The sequence below is a fragment of the Paraburkholderia sp. Ac-20347 genome (genome assembly GCF_017104805.1).
Classification (GTDB): domain Bacteria; phylum Pseudomonadota; class Gammaproteobacteria; order Burkholderiales; family Burkholderiaceae; genus Paraburkholderia; species Paraburkholderia tropica.
This window is the reverse complement of record NZ_JAAGPN010000139.1, coordinates 1-21944: the sequence shown is the minus strand read 5'-3', so window position 1 is coordinate 21944 and position 21944 is coordinate 1. Positions and strand designations below refer to the sequence as shown.

Below are 21944 nucleotides of genomic sequence, written 5' to 3'. Positions count from 1 at the left end.
GCCTGCGCGAACGGCGCCGCGACCGGCGGCAACCCCGCGGCACGGCGCGCTTCCGCTTCGCGCTGCGCGGCGATTTCGTCGAGCACCGCCTGGAGCGCTTCTGGATTGAAGAGCGGATGATTGGCCGCCTCGCCGGGCGTAAGCACCGGCGAGACGCAGCAGTCGATCACTTCGAGCCGGTCGATCCACGTTTGCAGCGGCTCGGCCGCAATCATCGCGGCGAACTCGTGTGTGAGCGCCGCCGCGTCCGTGCCGCCGATTGCCTGACCGAGACTCCAGTGCCGCTGCGCCCAATCCTCGCGGCCGATGGCCGTGCAGAGCGCCTGCCAGAACTTCAGCTCCAGCGCGCCGACGGCCAGCCAGCGATCGTCCTGGGTGCGATAGAGGTTGTAGCAGGGCACGCCGCCGTTGAGCAGGCCGCCGCCGGCTTCGAGCGCCGCCGCGTCGTCGTTGGCGAGCGCGACCTGGGCGACCACGTTGTGCGTGTGCGAGACGTGCGCCATCGAGATATCGACGAAACGGCCTTCGCCGCCACGCGCGACTTGCCAGAGCGCGGCGAGAATCTGCGTGACTGCTGCGAGCGCGCCGCCCAGCAGATCGGCGATCTGGAAATTGGGCAGCACGGGCGCGCCGTCACGCGCGGCGATCTGGTGGAGCACGCCGGAATACGCGACGTAATTGATATCGTGGCCGGCGCGCTCGGCGAACGGACTGGTCGTGCCGTAACCCGTGATCGCGCAGTAGACGAGCTTGGGATTGATGGCGCGCAGGGTCTCGTAGCCGAGCCCGAGTCGATCCATGACGCCGGGCCGGAAGCTCTCGACCAGCACGTCGGCGTCGCGGGCGAGCGCGAGCAGCACCGCGCGGCCGCCCTCGGACTTGAGGTCGAGCCGCGTTTCACGCTTGCCGCGGTTCACGATCTGATAGAACGCGCCCGGACGGCCCGCGATTTCGTCGGCGCTGTTGCGCATCATGGCGCGCGAGGCGTCGCCGGCGCCCGGCGGCTCGATCTTGAGCACGTCGGCGCCCATTTCCGCGAGGCGCAGCGTGGCCACCGGCCCGGGCAAAAGACGGGTCAGATCGAGAACGCGGAGGCCTTGCAAGGCGGGTGTCGACACTCGTGTGACTCCTGGCGGTGAGAGCGGTGACGTCGTTAAGGTCAACAGGCGGAACAGGAACGATTGTGCCGCACGTGCGGTGCGGGCATCAGCCGATCTGCTCGAGTTCTTCGTGCGCTTCGAGCCATTCGGCTTCGAGCGTCTCGAGGCGCGACTGGACTTCGGCCTGACGGCGGATCGCGTCGGTCAGACGCGTCTTCTGCTCGGGCTCGTAGCTGGCCGGGTCGGCGACGAAGCCGTCCAGCGTGCCTTTCTCGGCATTGAGCGCGTCCATTTCCTTTTCGATCTTGCCGATCTTCGCCTGCAGCGGCTTTTTCAGATGCGCAAGACGTTGGCGCGTTTCCGCTTCCTGACGGCGCTGTTCCTTGCGGTTGACGCCCGCGTCGGCGCCATCCAGTTCGCCGGCCGCATTCGCCGTGCCGCCGGCTGCCGCCGCCTTGAGCGCCGCGCGTTGCTCGGCCGCGTGCTGGAGCAGCCAGTCGCGGTAATCGTCGAGATCGCCGTCGAACGGTTGCAGGCGGTGCTTGGCGACCAGCATGAACTGGTCGGTGGTTGCACGCAGTAGATGGCGGTCGTGCGACACCAGAATCAGCGTGCCTTCGAACTGCGCGAGCGCCATAGTGAGGGCGTGACGCGTTTCGAGGTCGAGGTGGTTGGTCGGTTCGTCGAGCAGCAGCAGATTGGGCTTTTGCCAGATGATGAGCGCGAGCGCGAGGCGTGCCTTTTCGCCGCCCGAAAAGGGCGCGATGGGCGCCGTGGCCATTTCGCCGGGGAAGTTGAAGCCGCCGAGGAAGTCGCGCAACTCCTGCTCGCGCGTGTCGGGCGCGAGGCGCGCGAGATGCTGTAGCGGCGAGTCGTCGGGGCGCAGCGTTTCGAGCTGATGCTGCGCGAAATAGCCGATCTGCAGGCCTTTGCCCGTGCGCGTCTCGCCCGAAAGCGGCGCGAGCGTGCCCGCGAGCGTCTTGATCAGCGTCGATTTACCCTGGCCGTTCGCACCCAGCAGCCCGATGCGCTGGCCGTTCTGAATGGACAGCGCCACACGCTCGACGATGGGCGTTTCGGTGCCGTCTTCGGCGCGATAGCCGCAGCGCACGTCTTCCATCACGAGCATCGGATTGGGCGCGGAATCGGGCGTGCGGAACTCGAAAGTGAACGGCGAACTCGCGTGCGCGGGCGCGATCAGCTCCATCTTTTCGAGCGCCTTCACCCGGCTCTGCGCCTGGCGCGCCTTGGTGGCCTTGGCCTTGAAGCGGTCGATGAAGCTCTGCAGATGCGCGACGGTTTTCTGCTGCTTCTCGTAGGCGCTTTGCTGCAGCGCGAGTTGCTGCGCGCGCAGGATCTCGAACTGCGAATAGTTGCCGCCGTAGCGTTTGACCTGCTGGTTTTCCAGATGCAGCGTGACGTTGCAGATCGCGTCGAGAAATTCGCGGTCGTGCGAAATGACGACGAGCGTGCCCGGATAGCGATGCAGCCAGTCTTCGAGCCAGACGATGGCGTCGAGGTCCAGGTGGTTCGTGGGTTCGTCGAGCAGCAGCAGGTCGGAGCGGCACATCAGCGCCTGCGCGAGATTCAGGCGCATGCGCCAGCCGCCCGAGAAGCTCGCCACGGGCTGACGCGTCTGGTCGAGCGTGAAGCCGAGGCCGAGCAGCAGCGCTTCGGCGCGCGCGGGCGCGGTGTAGCCGTCGGCATCGGCGAACGCGGCGTGGGCTTCGGCTTCGGCCGCGCCGTCGTGGGCCGCCGAGGCCGCCGCAATGCGCGCTTCGATCTCGCGCAGGTCGGCGTCGCCGTCGAGCGTGTATTCGAGCGCGCTCCTGTCGACCGCGGGCGTTTCCTGCGCCACGTGCGCGATCTGCCACGAAGGCGGCAGCGAGAAGTCGCCGGCGTCCGCGTGCAGTTCGCCGCGCAGCACGGAGAACAGCGTGGATTTGCCCGCGCCGTTCGCGCCGACGAGACCGGCCTTTTCGCCCGGATTCAGGGTGAACGAGGTCTGGTCGAAAAGCGGCTTGGTGCCGCGAGCAAGGCTGAATTGGTTGAAGCGGATCACGGGAGCGCGGGCGCGGACGGGGCCGCGGTCAAAACGTAAAGCGCTATTTTAACTGGGTGGAGGGCCTCCAATGACTAGCCGAACGGCTAGCCATTCGGCCAGGGTGCGGAGCGGCCGCTTTCTCCATTAGACTGGCGCTTTCCTTTGGAGAGCCAGATGACGACGGTGTATGCGTTTTCGGCCGAGCCGCTGGGCGGCGGCGCGCCAGTGAGCCTCGAACAGTACGCGGGCAAGGTCCTGTTGATCGTGAACACCGCGAGCGAATGCGGTTTCACGCCGCAATACGCGGGTCTGCAAAAGCTCCACGATGAGTACACGGCGCGCGGCCTCGCGGTGCTCGGCTTCCCGTGCAACCAGTTCGGCAAGCAGGAGCCGGGCGACGCCTCGCAGATCGGCGCGTTTTGCGAGAAGAATTTCGGCGTCACGTTCCCGATGTTCGCGAAGATCGACGTGAATGGCGCCAACGCGCACCCGCTCTACCAGTGGCTGACCGAGGAAGCGCCGGGCGTGCTGGGCCTCGAACGCGTGAAGTGGAATTTCACGAAGTTTCTCGTCGACCGCAACGGCAACGTGGTCAAGCGCTACGCGCCGGTCACGAAGCCCGACGCCATCGCCGCCGACATCGAAAAGTTGCTGTAACGCCGGGCGCTAGAGAATCGGCGCAAAGAGCCGCGCGAGGTGCATGGTGATCTTGCGCCACGCGGGCGCGTTGCGGTATTCGCCGCGGTCGATCTCGAAGGTGTGCGCGAAGTCGCGCTCGAGCATCGCTTCCACTTCGGCGGCGAAGCCGCGGTGCACGGTCAGCACCATGATCTCGAAGTTCAGGCGGAACGAGCGGTTGTCCAGGTTCGCGCTGCCGATCGCGGCGGCAACGTCGTCGATCAGCACGACCTTCTGGTGCAGGAAGCCCGGCTTGTAGCGGAAGATGCGGATACCCGCGCGCACGGCGTCGTAGGCGTAGAGCGTCGAGGCTTCGAACACGACGTAGTGGTCGCGGCGGCTCGGGATCATGATGCGCACGTCCACGCCGCGCAGCGCCGCGAGGCGCAACGCGGAAAGCACCGCCGAGTCGGGCACGAGATAGGGCGTCGTGATCCAGATGCGCTTGCTGGCGGCGTTGATCGCCTCCACAAAAAAGAGCGAGCAGGTTTCCTGGCGGTCGGCGGGGCCGGTGGGCATGACGAGGCACTGCATGTCGTCGCCGTCGCGCGGCGTGACGGCGGGCGGCTCGGAGCCCGGCAATTCCTGGGTGACCCAGTACCAGTCCTCGGTAAACGCGAACTGGATGCTGGCCACCACCGGGCCGCGCACTTCGATATGCGTGTCGCGCCACGGCGAAAGCCGTGCGTTCGCGCCCAGATACTCGACGCCCACGTTGTGGCCGCCCACGTAGGCGCGCTCGCCGTCGACCACCACGATCTTGCGGTGATTGCGGAAGTTGAGCTGGAAGCGGTTGACGAAGCGGCGCTTCGCCGAAAACGGATGCACCTCGATGCCGCCCGCGCGTAGATCGCGCACATAGCTGGCGGGCAGGTCGAAGCTGCCGATGCTGTCGTAGAGAAAGTACACGCGCACGCCGCGTTGGGCGGCGGCGAGCAGCACGTCCTTGAGCATGTCGCCGAGCGCGTCCGCGTGCACGATGAAGAACTGCACGATCACGTACTGCCGCGCCTGTTCGATTGCGTCGAAGATGGCCGCGAAGGTGGCCTCGCCGTTCACCAGCGTGCGGACCGAATTGCCCGGCACGAGCGGCATGCCGCCCAGTTGCGCAAAGGTGCGGATCACGCGCTCGCTGAGCAGATCCGTCGGCCCGATGCTGGTGGTGACCGGACGGTCGCGTTCGGGTGCGTGCGCGCGCGTGCGCAAGGTTTCGTCGCGGATACGGCGCGCGTCCGCGTAGCCTTCGAATTTGCTGCGGCCGAGGAACAGATACGGGATCAGCGTGAGGTAGGGCATCGTCGCGAGCGAGACGGCCCAGGCGATCGCACCTTGCGAGGTGCGCGTATTGAGAATGGCGTGGCAGGCCGCGATCAGTCCGAATACGTGGACGACCGCGAGCAGGGTGCCGAGCGTTGACCAGTCGAAGTGCATAAAGGCGCGGGACGTTGCCGACTCGTCAGGCAAGGTCCAAGCCGCGTGAGCCGGGAAACGGTCATCTTACCCAAGGCGGCGCAACGTGCGCCATCAGACCGGCGGCAGGAGACCAGGCCGCCGGTGTTCCACCGATGCAAGAAGTGGTTCACTAACGTGCGCCCGCTGCCACGGGCGCACATTCAAACGTCGATTCAGACGCTAGTTCCGACGTGGGTTCAGACCGGCAGGTCGCGGGCCTGGATCAGGAACACCTGGTCGTCGCCGGCGCTCGTCGACAGCCAGACGAGATCGAGGCCGCCGAACGCCGCTTCCACGTTTTCGCGCTCGTTGCCGATCTCGACCACGAGCACGCCGTCGTCGGTCAGCCAGTTGCGCGCGTCCTTGACGATGCGGCGCACGATGTCCATGCCGTCCGTGCCGCCCGCGAGCGCCATTTCCGGCTCGTGACGGTATTCGGGCGGCAGCGCGGCCATCGAATCGGCGTTCACATACGGCGGATTCGTGATGATCACGTCGTAACGGCGCTCCGGCAGCGGCGCGTACAGATCGCCTTCGAACAGCGAGATCTGGTCGTCGAGATCGTGTTCGTGAACGTTGCGCTTCGCGACTTCGAGCGCGGGCGCGGAAAGGTCGACGGCGTCGATGTCGGCGTTCGGGAACGCGTGCGCCGCGAGAATCGCGAGGCTGGCCGAACCGGTGCACAGTTCGAGCACGGCGCCCACTTGCTCGGGATCTTCCACGTACGGCTGCAGGCCGTCCGCGAGCAGCTCGCCGATGAACGAGCGCGGCACGATCACGCGTTCGTCCACGTAGAAGCGCAGGCCGTGCATCCACGCTTCCTGCGTGATGTAGGCGGCCGGCACGCGGTCGTTGGCGCGGCGCTCGATCACGCCGAGCACTTTCTCGATCTCCTCGGGCGCGAGGCGCGCGTCGAGGAACGGATCGAGCAGGTCGAGCGGCAGACGCAGCGTGTGCAGGACCAGATAGGCGGCTTCGTCATAGGCGTTGGACGAGCCGTGGCCGAACGAGAGTTGCGCCGAGGAAAAACGCGTGACGCCGTAGCGCAGCAGATCGCGCACGGTCGAAAACGTAGTGGAAAGCGGATGGGTCATATCAGGGGCTCCAGTGCGTGCAGGCCGATCGCGTCAGGCGATCAGCTGTTCGAGCACGCGGCGGTACACGTTCTTGAGCGGGTCGATGAATTTGACTTCGATGTGCTCATCGATCTTGTGGATGCTGCCGTTGGGCGGTCCGAACTCCACGACCTGCGGGCACATGCGTGCGATGAAGCGGCCGTCAGAGGTGCCCCCGGTGGTCGAAAGCTCGGTGGTCACGCCGGTTTCGTCGTGAATCGCCTTTTCGAGCGCGTTCGAGAGCGCGCCGCGCGGCGTGAGGAAGGGCAGGCCGCTGATGCTCCAGTGCAGATCGTATTCGAGGCCGTGCTTGTCGAGAATCGCATGCACGCGCTGTTGCAGACCTTCCACCGTGCTCGCGGTCGAGAAGCGGAAGTTGAACTGCACGTCGGCGTGGCCCGGAATCACGTTGCTCGCGCCCGTGCCGCTGTGCAGGTTCGAAACCTGCCACGTGGTGGGCGGGAAGTATTCGTTGCCGTCGTCCCATTTTTCGGCGACGAGTTCGGCGAGCGCAGGCGCCAGCAGATGCACCGGATTCTTCGCGAGATGCGGATAGGCAATGTGACCCTGCACGCCCTTGACGACGAGCTTGCCCGACATCGAGCCGCGGCGGCCGTTCTTCACGCAGTCGCCGAGCGTATTCGTCGACGTCGGTTCGCCGACGATGCAGTAGTCCATCTTCACGCCGCGCGCCTGGAGCGCCTCGACCACCTTGACGGTGCCGTCGGTGGCGGGGCCTTCCTCGTCGCTCGTGATCAGGAAGGCGATCGTGCCGCGATGCTGCGGGTGCGCCGCCACGAATTCTTCGCTGGCGACCACGAAGGCGGCGAGCGAGGTCTTCATGTCGGCGGCGCCGCGGCCGTAGAGCACGCCGTCGCGATGCGAGGGCTGGAACGGCGGCGAGCTCCATTGCTCGATGGGGCCGGTCGGCACCACATCGGTGTGACCCGCGAAGGCGAGCAGCGGCGCGTCGGCGTCCGTGCCGCGCTTGACGGCCCACAGGTTGGTCACGCCGTTGGATTCGATCGTTTCGCACGCGAAGCCGAGCGCGTTGAGGCGTTCGGTCATGATGCGCTGGCAGTGCTGGTCGTCGGGCGTCACGGACGCGCGCGCGATCAGGGCTTCGGTAAGGGCGAGGGTGGCGGACATGAAGGGACCACTTTCAATAAAAATGCCGGCGCCGCTGCAATGCAGGGGCCGGCAACAGCTTGTGACGATGATGCGCTAGCGGATTCGCACGGTTATCGAAGACTTCCGACGGCTGGGCGCTCCGCTCGCGCAGTGCCTCAAACGCAGTTCAGGCAAACAGCTCCGCGTACTGCTCGGCCGAAAAACCGAGCGTCTTCACGCGGCCGTTCACGGCCACGACCGGGCGCTTGATGATCGACGGCTTGTGGATCATCAGGGCGATCGCGCCCGCGGTCGAATCGGCTTCGGCCTTGTGAACCTCGGACAGGCCGCGCCACGTCGTGCCGCGCTTGTTGATCAGCTGATCGAGCGAGACATCCTTGAGCCAGTCCTGCACCAGCGCGTTCGACACGCCGGCTTTCTTGAAGTCGTGGAATTCGAACTCGATGCCATGCTCTTCCAGCCACACGCGGGCCTTCTTCACGGTGTCGCAGTTCGGAATGCCGTAGACGACCACGGTCTTTGCGGCCTTCGCCATCAGTCGCCTCGCAGCAGCTCGTTCAGGCCGACCTTGGCGCGCGTCTTCGCGTCGACCTTCTTGACGATCACGGCGCAGTACAGGCTGTGCGAGCCGTCCTTCGAGGGCAGGTTGCCGGCCACGACGACCGAGCCTGCCGGGATGCGGCCGTACGAGATTTCGCCGGTTTCGCGGTCATAGATCTTGGTCGACTGGCCGAGGTACACGCCCATCGAGATGACCGAGTTTTCTTCGACGATCACGCCTTCCACGACTTCCGAGCGCGCGCCGATGAAGCAGTTGTCTTCGATGATGACCGGGTTGGCCTGCAGCGGCTCCAGCACGCCGCCGATGCCCACGCCGCCCGAAAGGTGGACGTTCTTGCCGATCTGCGCGCACGAACCGACCGTTGCCCACGTGTCGACCATCGTGCCTTCGTCGACGTACGCGCCGATGTTGGTGTACGACGGCATCAGCACGACGTTCTTGCCGATGAACGAGCCGCGGCGCGCGATGGCCGGCGGCACGACGCGGAAGCCGCCTGCGGCGAAGTCTTCAGCCGTGTAGTTGGCGAACTTCGAGGGCACCTTGTCGAAGAACTGCGTGAAGCCGCCGGCGGCCATCGGCGCGTTGTCTTCCAGGCGGAACGACAGCAGCACGGCCTTCTTCACCCACTGGTTGACGACCCAGTCGCCGTCCTTCTTCTCGGCGCAGCGCAGCGCGCCCTTGTCCAGTTCGGCGATGACGTGGGCGACGGCTTCACGCACGTCGTTCGGCGCGGACTTGGGCGAAAAGTCGGCGCGGTTTTCCCAGGCGGTGTCGATGATCTGCTGAAGTTGTTGCGACATGGTGATGATTTCGTGTGAGTTCAAAAGCCGTTGGATGGCGGGAATTCGGTGGCGATACGCGCGCGGCGGGGCGCGCGTTCGGCGGTGACGTTACGGCTGACGGTGTTATGCCTCGAGCGAGCGGCAGAAGTCGACGATGCGCTGCGCGCCCTCGGTGCATTCGTCGACGTCGGCGACGAGCGCCAGACGGACAAAGCCTTCGCCCGGGTTCGCGCCGTGCGCTTCGCGCGCGAGAAACGAGCCGGGCAGGACCGTCACATTATAGTCGGCGTAGAGGCGCTGGGCGAACGCGGTGTCCGAGAGGCCGGTGCGCGCGACGTTGGCCCAGAGGTAGAACGCGGCGTCCGGCAGCTTCACGTCGAGCACGTCGGCGAGCATGGGCGTGACGGTCGAGAACTTCTGCACGTACTTCGCGCGGTTCTCGCGCACGTGCGCCTCGTCGCCCCACGCGGCGATGCTGGCGGACTGCCAGACCGGCGACATCGCCGAGCCGTGATAGGTGCGGTACAGCAGGAACTGCTTGAGGATCGCCGGGTCGCCCGCCACGAAGCCCGAGCGCATGCCCGGCGCGTTCGAGCGCTTCGAGAGGCTGGACAGCATGATCAGGCGCTCGAAGCCGCGGCCGAGCTGGTGCGCGGCTTCGAGACCGCCGAGCGGCGGCGTCGATTCGTCGAAATAGATCTCCGAATAGCATTCGTCGGACGCGATCACGAAGCCGTAGCGATCGGACAGCGCGAACAGTTCGCGCCAGTCGTCGAGCGTGAGGACGGCGCCCGTCGGGTTGCCCGGCGAGCAGACGTAGAGCAGCTGCGTGCGCGCCCAGATGGCTTCCGGGACCTGCGAATAGTCGCAGGCGAAGTTGCGGGCCGGATCACTGTTGACGAAGTACGGCTCGCCGCCCGCGAGCAGCGCTGCGCCTTCGTAGATCTGGTAGAACGGGTTCGGGCAGAGTACGATCGCGCGCTTTGCCGGGTCTTTGGCGCCCGCCGTGGGGTCCACGACCGCCTGGGCGAGCGCGAACAGCGCCTCGCGCGAGCCCGAGACCGGCAGCACTTGGGTGCTGGCGTCGATGGCGGGCAGGCTGTAGCGTTCGCTCACCCATTTCGCGATCGCTTCGCGCAGCGCCGGGCTGCCGCCCGTGGCCGGATACACCGACAGACCGTCGAGCGAGGCGACGATGGCGTCGCGGATCAGCGCGGGCGTCGGGTGTTTCGGCTCGCCGATCCCGAAGCTGATGTGGCGCAGGCCAGCATTCGGCGCGACGTCCTTGAAGAGCGCGCGCAGCTTTTCGAAGGGATAGGACTGGAGGGTGTCGAGTAGCGGATTCACAGGGCTGGCGGGCGTAAGCGAAAAACGGATGGAGCGACGGGCGCGGACACGCGGGCGGGATCGCGGCGCAGAGTGTGCGCCGGACGGACCGGGTGATTGACACGCTGGTTGACACGGACGGCCGGGTGGGCCGTGCCGGGCGGTGCGGCCGCCGTCGCTGGCAAAACGTGAATTATAGCGTGGCCGCTGGTTGCTGATTGGGTCGCGGTGGCGCGTGGGCTGGGCCTGAGTCGGACTTGACTCGGACGCGAGTCGCTGACGGCTTGGGGAAAAATCGCGCACGAATCGAGGGCGAACCCGGTCGGCGGCGCGCGCGGCCATCGAGCTGAAACTGAACAGGAATGGGTATGCAGTCTGAAAAACGCTGGATGGCCGCGATCAACGCGATGCGTGCAATGTCCGCGAGGATCGCGCGATGACCGGTTTCCAGTCGACCGCGCGCAGCCTGAAATCGGGCTGGCCGACGCTCGCGATCATGATCGGCGCCTCGGTGTGGGGCGTGATCTGGTTTCCGCTGCGCACGCTCGCGAGTTTCGGTTTGACCGGCACGGCTGCCGGCGCGGCGACGAGCGCGGCGGGCTGCCTGTTCGTGCTGCTGCTGCGCCGCCGTTCGATCGCAACGGTGCGCTGGCACTGGGTGTTGCCGCTGCTCGGGTTGGCGGCGGGCGTGACCAATATCGGATTCGTGTGGGGCGCGATTCACGGCGAAGTGATGCGCGTGCTGTTGCTGTTCTATCTGACGCCCGCATGGACGGCGATCTTCGCGCATTTCATCCTGCACGAGCGCCTGACGTGGTCCGGCGCTGCGCTGGCCGCGCTGTCGCTGGCGGGCGCGGTGCTCATGCTCTGGTCGCCGAAGCTGGGCGTGCCGCTGCCGGGCAGCGCCGCCGAATGGGCGGGCCTCGCGGGCGGTATGGGTTTCGCGATGAGCAATGTGCTCGTCGTGAAGACGAGTCGTGTGTTGCCGCAGATGAAGCCGGAAATGCGCACCGCCGTGATTTTCGGCGGGGCGGCGATCTTCGGCCTGATCGCCTCGTTTTTCGAGCCGATGCCGACGCTGCACGCCGGCGAGCCGCTCGCCCGCGCGGTTTTGCTCGTGCTGGTGCTCGGCGTGCTGCTGGGCGTGAACAACATGCTCGTGCAATACGGGCTCGCGCGCGTGCCGGCCAACCGGGCCTCGATCATCATGTTGTTCGAAATCGTCGTGACGGCGCTTTCGTCGTGGCTGCTCGCCGGCGAGACGCCGGGTCCGCGCGAATGGGCGGGCGGCGCGTGCATCGTGCTTGCCTCGCTGCTGTCGAGCTGGGTGCATCGCGCGCAGGAAGCGCGCAAGCGTCCCCGGCAGACGGTCCACGCGAGCGCCGAAGCCAGCGCGATCGCCCACGCCGACGCCGGTCTGCTCGACGATGAAGTCAGTCCTGAAAACAGCGCAGAAGGCCGCGACGATGCCAGCGCCTCGTCCAGCAAGGACGACGACCATCGCCGCGAAGACGATAGCGATGCAAACGGCGATCCGGGCACTGACAAAAGTGCCGATAAAACCGTCAATCACCACGACGGCCATGGCGCCCGGCCCGATGGCGGGCAGAATGGCACGCGTGCGATGGTATGATTGCCCCTGATCCTCGCCGGCCGGGCGCGCACTGAGGTGCATCAGGCGCTTCGCACGGCGAGCCGTGGCGGCTGTCCGTGCTGTGCGCGCCGTTCGTTCGGCCAGATGCGAATCCTGCGGCGCCTCGCGCCGCCGTGCGACTGAAGTGACGGTCGACGGCGCGCGGCGGCGGTCCGGGCGGTCCCGTTCACTCTTCCAATTCAAACAGCGATATCGCCGTGCGTCTGACCTCGATTAAACTCGCTGGCTTCAAATCATTCGTCGATCCCACGCATTTCCAGGTACCGGGCCAACTCGTCGGAGTGGTCGGACCGAACGGCTGTGGTAAATCGAACATCATCGACGCCGTGCGCTGGGTGCTCGGCGAATCCCGCGCGTCCGAACTGCGCGGCGAGTCGATGCAGGACGTCATCTTCAACGGTTCCACCGCGCGCAAGCCCGGCAGCCGCGCGAGCGTCGAGCTCGTGTTCGACAACGCCGACGGGCGCGCCGCGGGCCAGTGGGGCCAGTATGCCGAGATCGCCGTCAAGCGCGTACTCACGCGCGACGGCACCTCGAGCTACTACATCAACAATCTCCCGGCGCGTCGCCGCGACATTCAGGACATCTTCCTCGGTACCGGCCTCGGTCCGCGTGCATACGCGATCATCGGGCAGGGCATGATCGCGCGCATCATCGAGGCGAAGCCGGAAGAGCTGCGCGTGTTCCTCGAAGAAGCCGCGGGTGTGTCGAAGTACAAGGAACGCCGTCGCGAAACCGAAAACCGCCTGCACGACACGCGCGAGAATCTCACGCGCGTGGAAGACATCGTGCGCGAGCTGTCCACGAATCTGGAAAAGCTCGAAGGCCAGGCCGTGGTGGCGACGAAGTACCGCGAACTGCAGGCCGACGGCGAAGAAAAGCAGCGCATGCTGTGGCTGTTGCGCAAGAACGAGGCGGCGGGCGAGCAGCAGCGCCAGCAGCGCGCCATCGAACAGGCGCAGATCGATCTCGAACGGCATACCGCGCAACTGCGCGAAGTCGAAGCGCAGCTCGAAACGCTGCGCGTGGCGCACTATTCGGCCAGCGACGCGATGCAGGGCGCGCAAGGCTCGCTCTATGAAGCGAACGCCGAGGTGAGCCGACTCGAAGCCGAGATCAAGTTCATCGTCGAATCGCGCAATCGCGTGCAGGCGCAGATCGCGGCGCTCACGGCGCAGCGCGAGCAATGGCAGGTCCAGGCGCAGAAGGCGCAGGACGATATCGAAGACGCCGAAGAGCAACTGGCGATGGGCGAGGAAAAAGCCGCCATCGCCGAGGAAGAGGCCGTCGCGAAGCAGGAAGCGCTGCCCGCGCTCGAAAACCGCTGGCGCGACGCCCAGTCTCAACTGAACGACGAGCGTGCGGGTATCGCGCGCACGGAACAGGCGCTCAAGCTCGAAGCCGCTCATCAGCGCAACGCCGATCAAATGCTCCAGCAGCTTCAGCAGCGCCACGAGCGCCTGAAGTCGGAAGAAGGCGGTCTCGACGCGCCGGACGAAGTGCAGCTCGAAGAGCTGCGCATGCAACTGGCCGAGCAGGAAGAAATTCTGCGCGACGCCCAGGACCGCCTCACGGACGCGCAGGAAACCGTGCCGCGTCTGGACGCCGAGCGCCGTGCCGCGCACGATCGCGTACAGGCCGAAAACGCCCAGATTCACCAGTTCGAAGCGCGTCTCGCGGCGCTCAAGCAACTGCAGGAGAACGTTCAGACCGAAGGCAAGATCCAGCCGTGGCTCGAACGTCACGAACTGGGCGCGTTGCCGCGTCTGTGGAAGAAGCTGCATGTCGAGGCCGGTTGGGAAACCGCGCTCGAAGCTGTGCTGCGCGAGCGTCTCGCGGCGCTCGAAGTGTCGAATCTCGATTGGGTCAAGGCGTTCGCCACTGACGCGCCGCCTGCCAAGCTCGCTTTCTACGCGCCGCCGCTGGCTGGCCAGACGGCGAGCACACCGGCAGGTCTCACGCCGCTGCTCTCGCTCGTGCGTATCGACGATGCGGGTCTGCGCGCGGTGCTCAACGAATGGCTCGGCACGACCTTCGTCGCGAACGATCTGGCAGACGCGCTCGCGCAACGCGCGCAATTGCCCGAAGGCGGCGCCTTCGTGGTGAAGGCCGGTCACTCGGTGTCGCGCGTGGGCGTGCAGCTTTACGCCGCCGATTCCGAGCAGGCGGGCATGTTGGCGCGCCAGCAGGAGATCGAAAATCTCACGCGCCAGGTGCGCGCCCAGGCGCTGCTCGCCGACGAAGCCCGCTCGGCCGTGGTGCGCGCGGAAGCCGCGCATACGCAGGCCGCTCAGGTGCTCGGCGAGGCACGCCAGCAAGCCGACCGTGCCACGCAGCGCGTGCACGCGCTGCAAATGGATGTGCTCAAGCTCACGCAGGCGCACGAGCGTTACACGGCGCGTAGCACGCAGATCCGTGAAGAATTGGAAGAAATTCGCGCGCAGATCGAAGAGCAGCGCGCGCTGCGTGCCGAATCGGAAGCGAATTTCGAGCGCCACGACGGAGAGCTCGCCGAACTCCAGGCGCGTTTCGAAGACAACCAGCTTGCATTCGAGGCGCTCGACGAAGAACTGGGTGCGGCGCGCAATGCCGCGCGCGATCTCGAACGCGCCGCGGGCGATGCGCGCTTCGCGGCCCGCAATCTGGCCGCGCGCATCGAAGAACTTCGTCGCAACATCCAGATCTCGCACGATCAGAGCGAACGCGTGGCGGGCTCGCTCGAAGACGCGCGCGCCGAACTCGAAACCATCAACGAGCAGACCGCGCACACCGGCCTGCAAGACGCGCTGGAGATTCGCGCGGAGAAGGAAGAGTTGCTGCGCAACGCGCGCGCTGAACTCGACGATCTGAGCGCCAAGCTGCGTGCCGCCGACGAAACGCGTCTTGCTGCCGAACGCGCGCTGCAACCGCTGCGCGACCGCATCACCGAATTGCAACTCAAGGAACAGGCCGCGCGCCTGAATGGCGAGCAGTTCGTCGAGCAGTTGCAGGCGGCTGGCGTGGACGAGGCGGCGCTGCAGGAAAAGCTCACGCCGGACCTCAAGCCCTCGTATCTGCAAGGCGAAGTCACGCGCATCAACAACGCGATCACGGCGCTCGGACCGGTCAACATGGCCGCGCTCGACGAACTGGCCGCGGCGAAGGAGCGCAAGACCTTCCTCGACGCGCAGTCGGCCGACCTGACGAGCGCGATCGAAACGCTCGAAGACGCGATCCGCAAGATCGACCAGGAAACGCGCACGCTGCTGCAAGGCACGTTCGACGAAGTGAACAAGCATTTCGGCGATCTGTTCCCGCGTCTCTTCGGCGGCGGTCAGGCGAAGCTCATCATGACTGGCGACGAGATTCTCGATGCGGGCGTGCAGGTCATGGCGCAGCCGCCGGGCAAGAAGAACTCGACGATTCACCTGCTGTCGGGCGGCGAGAAAGCGCTGACCGCAACTGCGCTCGTGTTCGCGATGTTCCAGCTCAATCCCGCGCCGTTCTGTCTGCTCGACGAAGTGGACGCGCCGCTCGACGACGCCAACACGGAGCGTTTCGCCAACCTCGTGCGTGCGATGTCGAACAAGACGCAGTTCCTGTTCATCTCGCACAACAAGATTGCGATGGAGATGGCGCAGCAGCTGATCGGCGTGACGATGCAGGAGCAGGGCGTCTCCCGTATCGTCGCCGTCGACATGGAAACGGCTGCGGGTTTCGCACAGAATACGATCTGATTGGCGAAGTAACGCGCGATTTGATTCGCGCTTTACTTCGCAGTTTGAATTGCGGTCTATATCGATAGACGAGGACGGCGCGCCGGGCGCGCCGCCGGAAAAAGAATTGCTGATGGAGCATGCATGGATCAGTTGACTCTCGGGTTGATCGGCGCGGGTGCCGTGGTCGTCGGGGGCGTGGTGGTGTACAACGCATGGCAAGGCGCCAAGGTGCGCCGGCGCATGCCGCGTCCAATGCCCGAAGAGGCGGTCGACACGCCGCTGGGCGGCGAACTCGAGGAACAGAGCCCGTTCATCGAGCCGGCCCGTGCGCCGTCGCGCCGCGAGCCCTCGCTTGCGGGCGGCGAACTGGCCGAGGACCGCGTGGAGCCTGGCTTCGGCTCGGTGGCACCGGCCGATACGCCCGTGGATATTCAGGCCGAGAACACGTCGCCGAACGGTTTCGCCGAAGCCGAACAGGCGCAGGTCGAGAGTGAGGGCGGCGAACCGGCCACGGCCGCCGCGACGGCGGATGCGACCGACGCGCAGCCGGGCGAAGCGGCTGCAGACAAGAACGCTACAGCCGATGTAAAGGCGGAAGCCAAAGAGGCGAAAGCCGCCGAAGGCGAACGCGTCGAGCCCGTGCTGCCCGCGGCGACGACCATTTCGTCGGCGCCTCCGGCGGTTGTGGATCGCCGCATCGACTGCATCGTGCCGATTCGACTGGGCGCAGTGCTGCCCGGCGAGCGTGTGATTCCGCTCGCGCAGCGTCTGCGTCGCGCCGGTAGCAAGCCTGTGCATATCGAAGGCAAGCCCGAGGGCGGCGACGGCTGGGAACTGCTGCAGAATGGCGTGCGCTACGAGGAACTGCGCGCGGCCGCGCAGCTTGCGAACCGCAATGGCCCGCTCAACGAGCTGGAGTTCTCGGAGTTCGTCACGGGCGTGCAGCAGTTCGCCGATGGCGTGGACGGCTTGCCCGAATTTCCCGACATGATGGAAACGGTCGCGATGGCGCGCGAGCTCGACGGATTTGCCGCGCAGTGCGACGCGCAGCTGTCGATCAACGTGTTGTCGGACGGCGCGCCGTGGTCGGCGAATTATGTGCAGGCGGTGGCGGCTCAGGACGGCCTGCTGCTGTCGCGCGACGGCACGCGTTTCGTGAAGCTCGACGCGAAGCAGAGCCCGGTGTTCATGCTCCAGTTCGGCGACACGAATTTCCTGCGTGACGACCTCACGTACAAGGGCGGCCAGATGATCACGCTGATCCTCGACGTGCCGGTGGCCGACGAGGACATCCTGCCGTTCCGCCTGATGTGCGACTACGCGCGTTCGCTCGCCGAGCGCATCGGCGGTCGGGTGGTGGACGATCAGCGCCGTCCGCTGCCGGAGTCGGTGTTGCAGAACATCGACAAGCAGCTCATGACGCTCTACGCGAAGCTCGAGCAAGCCGGTATTCCGGCGGGCTCGCCGGCCACGCGCCGCCTGTTCAGCCAGTAAGAGCTGAAATAATCCGAGCGCGAAAGGCGCGGTGCTGTCGTGGCGCCGCGCCTTTTTTTTTGCGTCTGGGTTCGCGTTCGGCACGCAACGGGGCTCCAAGTGCGCTTGCGCACTGGCGGCAAGCGGCGGAACGGCGTACGCCGCAGGCACGGAGCATGGGTTCGGCATGTTCATGAGCGGTTGACGGGGAGGGCGTCGGGGCCGGTTACGATGCTTTCAAGTTCGCATCGGCGCGGGGGCTTCGTCAACGGATTCGGGCCAACGTTAGCCATCCGGCCAGGAGATTCGAGCGTCGCGTACGGGAGCGCACGAAGCCGCCCCGAAGTTCCCGCGACGTTAGCCATTCGGCCGATGCGACACGGGCGGCTTCCTGAGATAATCTGACTCCGAAAACACTCGTCAGAAACCGTTCCCAGCATGGTCCGTCATCCCGCCCGTCCCTCTGAAGCATCCACCGCGACCGAGCGCGCGGCGTGGCTGCGCGCCGAACTCGAGCGCGCCAATCACGCTTACTACGTGCTCGACCAGCCGGAGCTGCCCGACGCGGAATACGACACGCTGTTCCGCGAGCTGCAGGCGATCGAGACCGAGCATCCCGACCTCATCACGCCCGATTCGCCCACGCAGCGCGTCGGCGGCGAGGCGTCCGAGGGTTTCGAACCGGTCGTCCATGACGTGCCGATGCTCTCGCTCAATAACGGTTTCGCCGACGAAGACATCGCCGCGTTCGACAAGCGCGTGCACGACACGCTCGGCAAGCCCGAAGGCGAACTGGTCGAATACGCCTGCGAGCTCAAGTTCGACGGCCTCGCCATTTCGCTGCGCTATGTCGACGGCGTGTTCGTGCAGGCGTCCACGCGCGGCGACGGCGCGACGGGCGAGAACGTCACCGAAAACGTGCGCACGATCCGCTCGCTGCCGCTGCGGCTGAAGGGCAAGCGCGTGCCGAAGGTGCTCGACGTGCGCGGCGAAGTGCTGATGTTCCGCCGCGACTTCGCGCGCATGAACGATCGTCAGCGCGAGGCCGGGCAGAAGGAATTCGCGAACCCGCGCAACGCGGCGGCGGGCAGCCTGCGTCAGCTCGATTCGAAGATCACGGCGCAGCGTCCGCTGTCGTTTTTCGCATACGGCATTGGGGTGCTCGAAGGCGAGCCGATGCCGGCTACGCATAGCGAACTGCTCGACTGGTACGCGGAAATGGGCCTGCCGGTGAACGGCGAGCGTGCGGTCGTGAAGGGCGCGCAAGGCTTGCTCGACTTCTTCCGCGCGGTCGGCGAGAAGCGCGAGAGCCTGCCGTACGACATCGACGGCGTGGTCTACAAGGTCAACCGCCGCGACGAGCAGGACGCGCTCGGCTTCGTCTCGCGCGCGCCGCGCTTTGCGCTCGCGCACAAGTTTCCGGCGCAGGAAGCGCTCACGAAACTGCTGGCCATCGACGTGCAGGTGGGCCGTACCGGCGCCATCACGCCGGTCGCCCGGCTGGAGCCGGTGTTCGTGGGCGGCGCGACCGTCACGAACGCCACGTTGCACAACGAAGACGAAGTGCGCCGCAAGGACATCCGCATCGGCGACACGGTGATCGTGCGGCGCGCCGGCGACGTGATTCCTGAGGTGGTGAGCGCGCTGCTCGATCGTCGTCCGCCCGATGCAGCAGAATTCGTCATGCCGACCGAATGTCCGGTGTGCGGTTCGCGCATCGAGCGTCTGCCTGACGAGGCCATCGCGCGTTGTTCCGGTGGGCTGTTCTGCCCGGCGCAGCGCAAGCAGGCGCTCTGGCATTTCGCACAACGCCGCGCGCTCGACATCGACGGTCTGGGAGAGAAGATTATCGACCAGCTCGTCGAGCAGAATCTCGTGCGCACACCCGCGGACCTGTTCAATCTCGGTTTCGCGACGCTCGCGGAACTGGATCGCATGGCCGAAAAATCGGCGCAAAACCTGCTGGATTCGCTCGAAAAAGCCAAGTCGACCACGCTGGCGCGCTTCATTTATGCACTGGGCATTCGTCAGGTGGGCGAGTCCACGGCGAAGGATCTGGCCAAATACTTCGGTTCGCTCGATCCGATCATGGACGCGAGCATCGAGCAGCTGCTCGACGTGAAGGACGTGGGGCCGATCGTGGCGGAATCGATCCACCAGTTCTTTGCGGAAGAACATAACCGCACCGTGATCGAGCAACTGCGCGCGCCGGGCAAGGTCACATGGGCTGAAGGTCCGCCTGCGCCGAAAGCGCCGGTTGGCGTGCTCGCGGGCAAGACGGTGGTGCTCACGGGCACGCTGCCCACGCTCACGCGCGACGAGGCGAAAGAGATGCTGGAAGCGGCTGGCGCGAAGGTGGCCGGCTCGGTGTCGAAGAAGACCGACTACGTGGTGGCGGGTGCCGAAGCGGGCAGCAAGCTCGCGAAAGCCGAGGAACTCGGCGTGCCGGTGCTCGACGAGGATGGGTTGCACAAGCTCCTGGAGGGGCACTCAACATGATTCGCGAAATTCTCAGGATGGGCGATCCGCGCCTGCTCGGTATCGCCAGACCGGTCGATCATTTCGATACGCCCGAGCTGCACGAACTGATCGCCGACATGTTCGACACGATGCACGCCGCGAACGGCGCGGGTCTCGCCGCGCCGCAGATCGGCGTCGATCTGCAGGTGGTGATCTTCGGTTTCGAGCAGAACGAGCGTTACCCGGAGGCGCCGGCGGTGCCGCAAACCGTGCTGATCAACCCGGTCATCCATCCCTTGTCGCACGACATGGAAGAGGGTTGGGAAGGCTGCCTTTCGGTGCCCGGCCTGCGCGGCGCGGTGAGTCGCTATTCGATGATCCGCTACAACGGCTTCGATCAGTACGGCACGCCGATCGAGCGCGTCGCTGAGGGCTTTCATGCGCGCGTGGTGCAGCACGAATGCGACCACCTGATCGGCAAGCTGTACCCGATGCGTATCACCGACTTCTCGAAGTTCGGTTTCACCGACATCCTGTTCCCGCATCTCGATCCGAACAGCGACGACTGACGCGCGAGGCGCGCAATCCCCGCGCTCTGCGCCATTTGTGCCATTCGCGCCATTCGCGCCTCGACGTGCAAATAAAAACGGGAGCCACTGGCTCCCGTTTTTCATGGCTTGCGGTTCAGGCAGAACCGCGTCGCGGATTAAAACCCTTCGTCGGCGGACAGGTAGCGCCACTGGCCTTGCGGCAGCGCGCCCAGCATCACGCGGCCCATGCGCACGCGCTTGAGGCCCACGACGTGCAGACCGACCAGTTCGCACATGCGGCGGATCTGGCGCTTCTTGCCTTCGCGCAGCACGAAACGCAGTTGTTCGCCGTTCTGCCAGCTGACTTCGGCGGGCTTGAGCGGCACGTCGTCGAGCGACAGACCGTGGCACAGCTTCGCGAGCAGTTCGGCCGGGAAATGCTGGTCGACTTCGGTCTCGACATCGCCGTAGGTGACGCGCACGAGGTATTCCTTGTCGATGTCCGAGCTTTCGCCGATCAGTTGCTTCGCGACGCGGCCGTCCTGCGTCAGGACGAGCAGGCCGGTCGAGTCGATGTCGAGGCGGCCGGCCGGCGCGAGCGTACGCAGATGCTGTGCCGAGAAGCGGATTCCCGAGCGGTCGCCGTCCCAGTGGTTGTCGCCAGTGACGAGCGTGACGGCGGGTTCGTAGCCGTCCTCGGCCTGACCCGACACAAAGCCGACCGGCTTGTGCAGCAGGATCGTCACCTGGCGCGCCTGGGCGGCGAGTGCGGCGGGATCGACTTCGATGCGCTGTTCGGGCGTGACCTTGGCGCCAAGCGTGTCGACGACTTCACCGTCGACGAAGACCCAGCCCTTTTCGATCCATTCGTCGGCTTCGCGGCGCGAGCACAGGCCCAGTTCCGACATGCGCTTGGACAGGCGCATGACGTTGTCGCCGTCGATCTCCACGCGCGCGGCGCGTTGCGGTGCGGCGTTCTCGCTGTCGCGGCGCGGCGCGTTGTCGAACGACCTGGCAGCGGGCTTGCGCGCGGGCGCGCCATCGCGCGCACCCCACGACGCCTTTACGGGGCGTGCGGAACCGCGGTCCTCGCGCGGACGGAATTCGCGACGTTCGCTGCCTTCGTCACGGCGCTGGAAGGGGCGGCGTTCGCCACCTTCGTCACGCGGACGGAATTCGCGACGTTCGCTGCCTTCGTCACGGCGCTGGAACGGGCGGCGCTCGCCACCTTCCTCACGCGGACGGAATTCGCGACGTTCACCGCCTTCGTCACGGCGCTGGAACGGGCGGTGTTCGCCACCTTCGTCACGCGGACGGAATTCGCGACGTTCACCGCCTTCGTCACGGCGCTGGAAGGGGCGGCGTTCGCCACCTTCGTCACGCGGGCGGAATTCGCGGCGGTCGTTGCGTTCGTCGCGGCGCTGGAACGGGCGACGTTCACCACCTTCGTCGCGGCGCTGGAACGGACGGCGCTCGCCACCTTCCTCGCGCGGACGGAATTCGCGACGTTCACCGCCTTCATCCCGACGCTGGAACGGGCGACGTTCACCGCCTTCATCGCGGCGCTGGAACGGACGGCGCTCGCCACCTTCCTCACGCGGACGGAATTCGCGACGTTCACCGCCTTCATCCCGACGCTGGAACGGGCGACGTTCACCGCCTTCATCGCGGCGCTGGAACGGACGGCGCTCGCCACCTTCCTCACGCGGACGGAATTCGCGACGTTCACCGCCTTCATCCCGACGCTGGAACGGGCGACGTTCACCGCCTTCATCGCGGCGCTGGAACGGACGGCGCTCGCCACCTTCCTCACGCGGACGGAATTCGCGACGTTCACCGCCTTCATCCCGACGCTGGAACGGGCGACGTTCACCGCCTTCATCGCGGCGCTGGAACGGACGGCGCTCGCCACCTTCCTCACGCGGACGGAATTCGCGAC

16 protein-coding genes are annotated in these 21944 nt (G+C 66.2%); 7 read left to right on the top strand and 9 right to left on the bottom strand.

All coding sequences use genetic code 11. The features are described from left to right. Positions 1 to 1103, bottom strand: a 1103-nt coding sequence (locus tag G3N97_RS23850; protein WP_205995411.1) for a CoA transferase, incomplete at its 3' end; no start/stop codon positions are given. Between the two features lie 103 nt (positions 1104 to 1206). Beyond that, on the bottom strand, positions 1207 to 3162 hold the full coding sequence (locus G3N97_RS23845) for an ATP-binding cassette domain-containing protein (protein ID WP_205995410.1): 1956 nt from the start codon (positions 3160 to 3162) through the stop codon (positions 1207 to 1209). Positions 3163 to 3318: 156 nt separating this feature from the next. Here G3N97_RS23845 and G3N97_RS23840 point away from each other — a divergent pair, with 156 nt between their 5' ends. Next, complete coding sequence (locus G3N97_RS23840) at positions 3319 to 3801, top strand: glutathione peroxidase (RefSeq protein ID WP_205995409.1); 483 nt, start codon at positions 3319 to 3321, stop codon at positions 3799 to 3801. Positions 3802 to 3810: 9 nt separating this feature from the next. Here G3N97_RS23840 and cls read toward each other — a convergent pair whose 3' ends face one another. From cls to dapC, 6 genes are all read right to left on the bottom strand, one after another. Then, positions 3811 to 5253: a cardiolipin synthase gene (gene cls / locus G3N97_RS23835; RefSeq protein WP_205995408.1), complete on the bottom strand. Its 1443-nt coding sequence runs from the start codon at positions 5251 to 5253 to the stop codon at positions 3811 to 3813. 218 nt (positions 5254 to 5471) lie between these two features. Further along, positions 5472 to 6368: a 50S ribosomal protein L3 N(5)-glutamine methyltransferase gene (gene prmB / locus G3N97_RS23830; RefSeq protein ID WP_205995407.1), complete on the bottom strand. Its 897-nt coding sequence runs from the start codon at positions 6366 to 6368 to the stop codon at positions 5472 to 5474. A 33-nt stretch (positions 6369 to 6401) separates the two neighbouring features. Further along, positions 6402 to 7538 carry a succinyl-diaminopimelate desuccinylase gene (gene dapE, locus G3N97_RS23825; protein WP_205995406.1) on the bottom strand — a complete coding sequence of 379 codons (1137 nt, stop codon included), beginning with the start codon at positions 7536 to 7538 and terminating at the stop codon, positions 6402 to 6404. A 148-nt stretch (positions 7539 to 7686) separates the two neighbouring features. Then, positions 7687 to 8055 (bottom strand): ArsC family reductase, encoded by a 369-nt coding sequence (locus G3N97_RS23820; protein WP_065060178.1) that lies wholly within the window; start codon positions 8053 to 8055, stop codon positions 7687 to 7689. Then, entirely contained in the window at positions 8055 to 8882 is an 828-nt protein-coding gene (gene dapD / locus G3N97_RS23815; protein WP_027814838.1) for a 2,3,4,5-tetrahydropyridine-2,6-dicarboxylate N-succinyltransferase, read from the bottom strand. Before dapD ends, G3N97_RS23820 begins: the two co-directional genes overlap by 1 nt. 105 nt (positions 8883 to 8987) lie before the next feature. Beyond that, the gene (gene dapC, locus G3N97_RS23810; protein WP_065060177.1) at positions 8988 to 10211 is read right to left on the bottom strand and encodes a succinyldiaminopimelate transaminase; all 1224 of its coding nucleotides are present in this window, start codon (positions 10209 to 10211) and stop codon (positions 8988 to 8990) included. Positions 10212 to 10626: 415 nt separating this feature from the next. Between dapC and G3N97_RS23805 the strand changes: the two genes are divergently transcribed. The 5 genes from G3N97_RS23805 to def all read left to right on the top strand — a co-directional run bounded on the left by G3N97_RS23805 (position 10627) and on the right by def (position 20044). Further along, entirely contained in the window at positions 10627 to 11823 is a 1197-nt protein-coding gene (locus G3N97_RS23805; protein ID WP_241030792.1) for a DMT family transporter, read from the top strand. Between the two features lie 218 nt (positions 11824 to 12041). Beyond that, on the top strand, positions 12042 to 15560 hold the full coding sequence (gene smc / locus G3N97_RS23800; protein WP_205995405.1) for a chromosome segregation protein SMC: 3519 nt from the start codon (positions 12042 to 12044) through the stop codon (positions 15558 to 15560). Positions 15561 to 15683: 123 nt separating this feature from the next. After that, the gene (locus G3N97_RS23795) at positions 15684 to 17036 is read left to right on the top strand and encodes a cell division protein ZipA C-terminal FtsZ-binding domain-containing protein (RefSeq protein WP_205995404.1); all 1353 of its coding nucleotides are present in this window, start codon (positions 15684 to 15686) and stop codon (positions 17034 to 17036) included. A 417-nt stretch (positions 17037 to 17453) separates the two neighbouring features. Next, positions 17454 to 19514 (top strand): NAD-dependent DNA ligase LigA, encoded by a 2061-nt coding sequence (gene ligA, locus G3N97_RS23790; RefSeq protein WP_205995403.1) that lies wholly within the window; start codon positions 17454 to 17456, stop codon positions 19512 to 19514. After that, positions 19511 to 20044: a peptide deformylase gene (def, locus tag G3N97_RS23785; protein ID WP_074984502.1), complete on the top strand. Its 534-nt coding sequence runs from the start codon at positions 19511 to 19513 to the stop codon at positions 20042 to 20044. The genes ligA and def overlap by 4 nt, the downstream gene beginning before the upstream one ends. Before the next feature lie 137 nt (positions 20045 to 20181). Here the strand turns inward: def and G3N97_RS39595 are convergent, their stop codons facing one another. After that, entirely contained in the window at positions 20182 to 20955 is a 774-nt protein-coding gene (locus G3N97_RS39595; protein WP_346778112.1) for a pseudouridine synthase, read from the bottom strand. A 12-nt stretch (positions 20956 to 20967) separates the two neighbouring features. On the opposite strand from G3N97_RS39595, the gene G3N97_RS39590 reads away from it, so the two are divergent. Next, positions 20968 to 21944, top strand: a 977-nt coding sequence (locus tag G3N97_RS39590; RefSeq protein WP_241030791.1) for a hypothetical protein, incomplete at its 3' end; no start/stop codon positions are given.